The 6,132-nt window shown below is 55.4% G+C and carries 4 protein-coding genes and 2 pseudogenes; 5 read left to right on the forward strand and 1 reads right to left on the reverse strand.

Annotated elements, in window-relative coordinates:
- From AKU94_RS08220 to AKU94_RS08235, 3 genes and pseudogenes are all read left to right on the forward strand, one after another.
- A pseudogene (locus AKU94_RS08220) lies at window positions 1-795 on the forward strand (exodeoxyribonuclease I); the annotation flags it as partial.
- A 300-nt stretch (window positions 796-1,095) separates the two neighbouring features.
- Complete coding sequence (locus AKU94_RS08230) at window positions 1,096-1,734, forward strand: putative nucleotide-diphospho-sugar transferase (protein WP_050526819.1); 639 nt, start codon at window positions 1,096-1,098, stop codon at window positions 1,732-1,734.
- A 297-nt stretch (window positions 1,735-2,031) separates the two neighbouring features.
- Entirely contained in the window at window positions 2,032-2,964 is a 933-nt protein-coding gene (locus AKU94_RS08235; RefSeq protein WP_050526820.1) for an Abi-alpha family protein, read from the forward strand.
- A gap of 274 nt (window positions 2,965-3,238) precedes the next feature.
- Here the strand turns inward: AKU94_RS08235 and AKU94_RS08240 are convergent, their stop codons facing one another.
- A complete protein-coding gene (locus AKU94_RS08240) occupies window positions 3,239-4,135 on the reverse strand; it encodes a hypothetical protein (protein WP_050526821.1) in 897 nt (298 codons plus the stop codon).
- A 540-nt stretch (window positions 4,136-4,675) separates the two neighbouring features.
- Here AKU94_RS08240 and AKU94_RS08245 point away from each other — a divergent pair.
- Window positions 4,676-5,446, forward strand: coding sequence for a WYL domain-containing protein (locus AKU94_RS08245; RefSeq protein WP_198144873.1), 771 nt, complete (start codon window positions 4,676-4,678; stop codon window positions 5,444-5,446).
- A gap of 26 nt (window positions 5,447-5,472) precedes the next feature.
- Window positions 5,473-6,062 (forward strand): annotated as a pseudogene (locus tag AKU94_RS08250) (DUF1819 family protein).
- The last annotated feature ends 70 nt before the right edge of the window (window positions 6,063-6,132 follow it).

The following is a 6,132-nucleotide window of genomic DNA, read 5'->3' on the forward strand; positions in this document are numbered from 1 at the left end:
GCGCTTTGGGCAGAATTGCTGGCCAATCGCGACAAGCTTCATGTGCAGACGCGAATTGAGGCGTTCCAGCCCATGGCGCTGATTGAGCGCTTCGGCGGTGGATCGCCGCGCGCCACGCTTGGCTGCTTTTGCGGCTATTCGGCCAGCAACCCGAACCAGGCGGCCTTCTTTGACCTGGAGGCGGCCGATCCTGCCGATTTCCTGACCGCCGATGATGCGACGCTTTTCGCAGCGGTGGACGCCACGCCGAAGATCATCCGTTCATTGTCAGTCAACAAGACGCCAGCGCTCCTGTCTCTCCCGACACCCACTGACCTGCAGCTGAGTCGTGCCGATGTCATCGCCAATGCGCCTGAGCTCCGGGCGCGTGTCGCACAGGCTCTGGCGGCGCGGTTTCCCGAGGATCCTGCAGCCCCGACGCCTATGGTCGAGAAGCAGATCTTCGGTGGCTTTTACAGCCATGCAGACAAAGGCCTTCTTGCACAATTCCAGCGCGTGGACTGGCCGCAACGGCAGGAAATCGTGGCGGCACTGAGTGATCCCCGCTTGCGTCAGCTTGGCCGTCGCTTGGTGGCGTTCTACTCCCTGCAGCTGCTTTCCACCGAAGAACGAGCGCAATTCGAGGATTGGCTGCACGAGCGCTGGTCTGCGCCAGATGCGCCGGAGACTGAGTGGATGACCATAGCCAGCGCTCGCCGCGCTGTTGATGAGCTACGTGGCAACGACGGGGTGGATCAGGCGCTGATCGGCGAGATCGAAGTCTACCTGCAAGGCTTTGATATAATAGCAAGCTAGTGTTCGCCAGGTAACAAAAGGTTCCAGCACGCTAGGCGATGCGTTCGCGCAAGGCAGCTACGCGGGACCTTGTTGGCTTTCATTTCGGTTGCTCAGATTTTGCTCGCAGTCTCAGCATGACCGACGTGGAGGGCGGAAAGCAGGCATTCGCCGCAAGTGCGCCAATGTCGGTTTTAGCGAACCGTTCAACAAACGGTGGCTTTTGGGAGGCTGTTTTGCGGTAGATAATGGTTTGTCACACAGCCATGGGTAGTTCAAGATGTAGGCCAACAACCTATTATCGACAAGAAAGGCTCACCGATGACGCAAAACAGCTTTCGTATTTTGCTATGTGCTGATGCAGGCTTCTTTCATTTTCTGCCTTCGCTTGAAGAGAATATCCTCAAACGTCAGGGGGAATATCCCGTGATATACGATTTGGGAATGACGCCAGCGCAAGTGGCGTGCCTCAAGAGTGAAGTCATTAAGCTAACGCCGCCAGACCGCTATAAGCTACAAGCTTCTAGTGGTGCTATTAAAGCTACACACAAGCCGCGGTGCATTCAGCATTTTCTGGAGAATTACGCGCAAGATGTTTTGTACATAGACGCTGATGTCGTGGTTCTTGAAACAATTTACTCCGATGAGTTCTTGGGTGGGGATATTTGTGTTACGCCGCGCCACCCCATAGAACTGCGTTCACCGTCCCCCTTTCTAAACGGCACGCTGAACTCGGGCGTTATTTTTTTCAAGAACACCCCCGCCGTGCAGAAGGTCGTAAAACTTTGGGAGGCGGAATGCGGCATCGATGATAAAAGTGATCAAATGGCCCTTAGTGATGTTCTTGAGGATGCCGACATTAAGGCGGGCCCGGGGGTCGGTTATGCCCATGGATTGACAATTCAAAAGCTGCCAGCGGCTATTTATAATGACGTCAGTTGCTCAACTGGGAAACTGTGACACTTCAAGAATGCGGGACGCCGATCCAGCAAGAAGAACAAGCGTGCGGCGACCATTTTCTTCGCTAACAACGCACCTTGGTCTATGCATCTGTGGTTGTCATGTCAGCGCCGCTTCCGGGCACAGGCGTAGCACCAAAAACGGTCGTTTTTGGAAGGTGGTGCGGGCGCATAATTAAACGAGAATGGCGGGAAGGGGAGTTTGGCAATAGTAACAAACAGTAGGCACTAATCTGGTTTTCTTTACGTCCTGAACTTATCTTCTAAGCCAGCAACAAAACGCTTTTTCGAGGTGAATATGGCTACTGACCATAATGGGGGACCAAAAACGTCTGTTGACGCAAGCAACGGCAAAGCGATTGATGCAGCACTTGGTGACGTAATCAGAGGTTTGCTTAAGAAGCCGTCTGAGGCCGTTGGCGAACTTGTTGCCGATGGGATTGGTATCCTTGGTGATAGGGTAAGAAGAAAGCGCGAGCTTAACGCAAAGCTAGGGATGGAAGAAGTTCGCAAGCGTTTGGACGCGGATGGGGTGGATATGAAGGACATTACCCCGCCGAAAGAGGAAGAGCTTCACCTTCTCATGAACGGTATGTCATTGGCCGATGACGAAAGCATTCGCGGTTTGTGGGCGGGCCTTTTTGCGAAAGCACTTGAACCCAACTCGGAGGCCGAGGCGGAACGGCCTTTTATCAGTGTCTTGGATAGCCTTTCTCCACTAGATGCAAAAATTATTGATCTTTTGTCCTTTGTTCAAAGAACCGATAACGAGTTGCAAGACAAGATAATCAAGTTTGCTCCGCGTGACTTTATGAACGTAACGGTTGAGGAGAGAACGCAAGCCGAACGCGCTCAAAAGGAAAACGCGGCTTTGCAGAAAACAGCCGTATCAACAATTCGTCAGAAGGCCGAAAAATACAACCTGTCGGGATTAGGTGCGCCGGGCTGGTCCGACAACCTCATGCGGCAAGGCGTAATTGAAAGAACACCCATCCATCGTTTCGGGCGCGTTTCAGCGTTTGGACCGACTATTCGTGATGAACGAGACTTAGCTAACGCTTTAGGAGAGTTTAACAAGACGTTGCGCGAAATGGAGGAAGTATCGAAGCGGCAAGCATCGCCGCCAGAACGCCTTTTCTCACAACATACGTTCGGCCCTCAACTAAACCTAGAGGTACAATTGACCGCTTTTGGCAAACGCTTTGCATCGGCATGTGGCCTTATTCGATAACATTGATCGCATCTAGACGATCAAGGATAGCGAGTGCTTCACTCACAAAGTTCCTTGGAAAACTGTTTGTATAGTGTGCCAAAAACGCTCCTTTTTGGCACAGGCAAAAACCACGCCGATCTACGCTGCCAAAAACCCCGTTCAAAACCCATGTGGTTGTTGGAGGTTTTTGGAAACTTTCATGATAACGGACATTCGTGCAATGCGCGGCATCGGACACAAAGGGCCGAGACCGCCTGTTGCAAGCCGGCGATGCCGGGGTGGTGAGTGGTCTCTATGTTTCGGCCGAAGTAGCACCGGTCACATGCCGCAATTGCTTGATCAAGGGGCCAGCACCGCGAAGATGAGGCATGCGCCAGACGAGCTTGCCTGATCTGCTGCGCATGTGGTGACCCCTGACCCAGTGCGTTCTCCGTGCTATAATTCCGCGTTCATCCGCCACGATGTCTTCTTTCATCGCCTCCATTTGGCCGCGCCCCGCCTTGCCCAGGGTGATCTTCGAGATAAGCGTGGCAGGAAGCACTTTTCCTGAGCGCTCGGCTTGGCGTCGCTGTTGCCTAGGGTAGAGCGAGACCTCCTCCAACTTCAACATGCCATCGTGGCGCAAGAGAGTGGCGATCGCGACGGCAATGCCCAAGAATGTTCGGTTCGACGTCAGCTCGTCCTCAATCATGCCTTCAGGAACGTTCATCCCGACAGCCTCAAAAAGGTCACGGGTCGGCGTAGAAACACTCGTCACCCCCATGCCTTTCGAGATCATCACGCAGTTGCTTGGACCGACGTTGCTGCTGCGAAAAATGAAGCGCTGGGTGAAGATGGTATCCTCTATCTGCGTGACCACGCCAAGCGCGAGCCCATCATTCCCACGCATGAGCCCATCGCTCCCCAACACAGGAGGTAGGACAATCATCGTCGAAAACGGCAGCCGGACCTGGGAAAACAGCTCGTCCAGCCCATCACGCTTCATTTCGTTGATCAGCTCACTCATCATCCAGAAGGCGTCGGGATCGATCCGGAAGGGCTGGGCATCTTCAAGATTGGAAAGTGATCGGTGCCGATAGTCCAGCAACTGGTCCATCAGATCATCAGGCACTTCGGCTGGCTTGACGCCCTGTAACTGAAGGATCTGCCGAGGATAGTCCTCAAAGAAACGTTTTAGATCCTCGAGCATATAGTTACTCCACCTGCGGCCGAAGCGGACCCGAAGAACTTTCGTCCGTCAATACGGCTGGCCTTTGACACCGGACACTAGCTTTGCACAATGATGCGCTGCGTTCAACTAACCGGCAGCTTTCGCAGGTACATCGGTGGTTCGGAATGCGCGAACGCTGCACTTTGCACGAGTGGCCGATCTGGGGAGGCGGCTTATCGCCTACTGGATGACCTAGAGGGTTCGGTATGGGCCGAGTGCGTTCCATTGCACCTGCATTGCCAACCTGTGCTGCGGTTTGTCCGCGGGGCGGCTCTGGCTCGAAGCCGTCAGTGGGGATCTTTCGTCGAGTGGCGAATATTAGCGGCCATCGACGGTTCTTCAGGTTGAATCATTTTATTGCGTGGGACTAGTTATTAGTCCTATACTTAAGGTGACTGATCGGAAGGGGACCGCGTGCCGCACAAACACGTCAAACAGCTGAACTGGGGCGCGGAGCGGCGCAACGCATTCATCGAGTTTCGGGTGTTCTGGCATGGACGGATCAACCGCTCAGACCTGATGGAAACGTTCGGCATCTCGCTTCAGCAGGCCTCGCTCGATCTGAGCGGCTATTCCGACCAGTGGAAGCGCAATCTCGTCTATGACAAGAGCCAGCGTGCCTATGTCCGGGGCAAGAATTTCACGCCGCATTTCATCACGCCCAGCGCAGAGGATTATTTCGCTCAGTTGCGTGCCGTCGATCAGGGGCTGGTCTCACGTGAGCAGAGCTGGATCAGCGTGTTTCCGGGCTATGGCGGGACGCCAACCCCCGCACGCGGTGTTGCGCCAGAGACCCTGCGCGACGTGTTGGCCGCAATCCATGAACCCGCAGCCCTTCAAGTGACCTATCAATCGATGACACGACCAGAGCCCAGCGCGCGCTGGATCGAGCCGCATGCGCTGGCCTTCGACGGCTTCCGCTGGCATGCGCGCGCCTTTTGTCAGAACGACCAGGTGTTCAAGGATTTCCTGCTCTCACGGATTGTCGAGATTGGCAAGCGGGGGGCAGTCACAGTTGACCCCCAAACCGACACAGATTGGCACAGCGAAGTGGTGCTCGAGATTGGCCCGCATCCAGACCTCTCGCCCACGCAGCGCCGCGCCATCGAGATGGACTATGGCATGGAAGATGGTCGGTCCCAGATCCCGGTACGCAGGGCGCTCCTGTTCTATGCGTTAAAACGCCTCGGACTCGACACCGATCCGGCTGCGCGGCGACCGCAGGATCAGCAAATTGTGCTTTTAAACCCGGAAGTGCTCGCGCGCCAACCCACGGTGGCTTCTGTATGACGACCGCCGATCCGTCACATTACAAGATGTCCTTCTCGACAGGGGGCCTCTTCCTGAATGAAACGCTGGCTGTCGCGCGGCTGCACGTGGCTGGTGAGCCTTGGCCAGTAACAATTAGCCGTGCGCTCACCGAGGGCGCAACCTCGCTGCCCAAGGCGGCCTCGCAGCGGCGCACCCTGCGCGAAATCGTGAATCGCCTTTCGACGCTCACTGACATGGAGCGCGACTACCTTCTCACCGAGGCTGATCGCGGCGATCAACTCGCCTTGCTTTGGCTGGCCACCTGCCGTGCATATCGATTCGTCCGTGAATTCGCGACCGACGTCCTGCGCGAACGATATCTGTCGTTTCAACTCGATCTGCCTCTGGAGAGCTTCGACATCTGTTTGCAACCAAAGCGGAGTGGGATGAGGGACTGGCGAGCATCAGCCCCTCAACCCGCGCGAAGCTTCGGCAAGTGTTGTTTCGGATGATGCGTGAGGCACATGTCATATCTGACGATAGCAGGATCCAGTCTGCCATTGTCTCTTCCCGGCTCAGGGCCATGCTCGAACAGGATTGCCCTGCAGACCTCGTGCTGTTTCCGGGGCTTGCCCGTGATGGAGGTGCTTCGTGAACAAACCGACCAGCCGCAAAGAGCGTGCAGAACATCTCTTCAAGGTCGTAACCAGCCAGCGGTTCCTGAC

Origin of the sequence: Pseudorhodobacter aquimaris (genome assembly GCF_001202025.1) — a bacterium.
Classification (GTDB): Bacteria; Pseudomonadota; Alphaproteobacteria; order Rhodobacterales; family Rhodobacteraceae; genus Pseudorhodobacter; species Pseudorhodobacter aquimaris.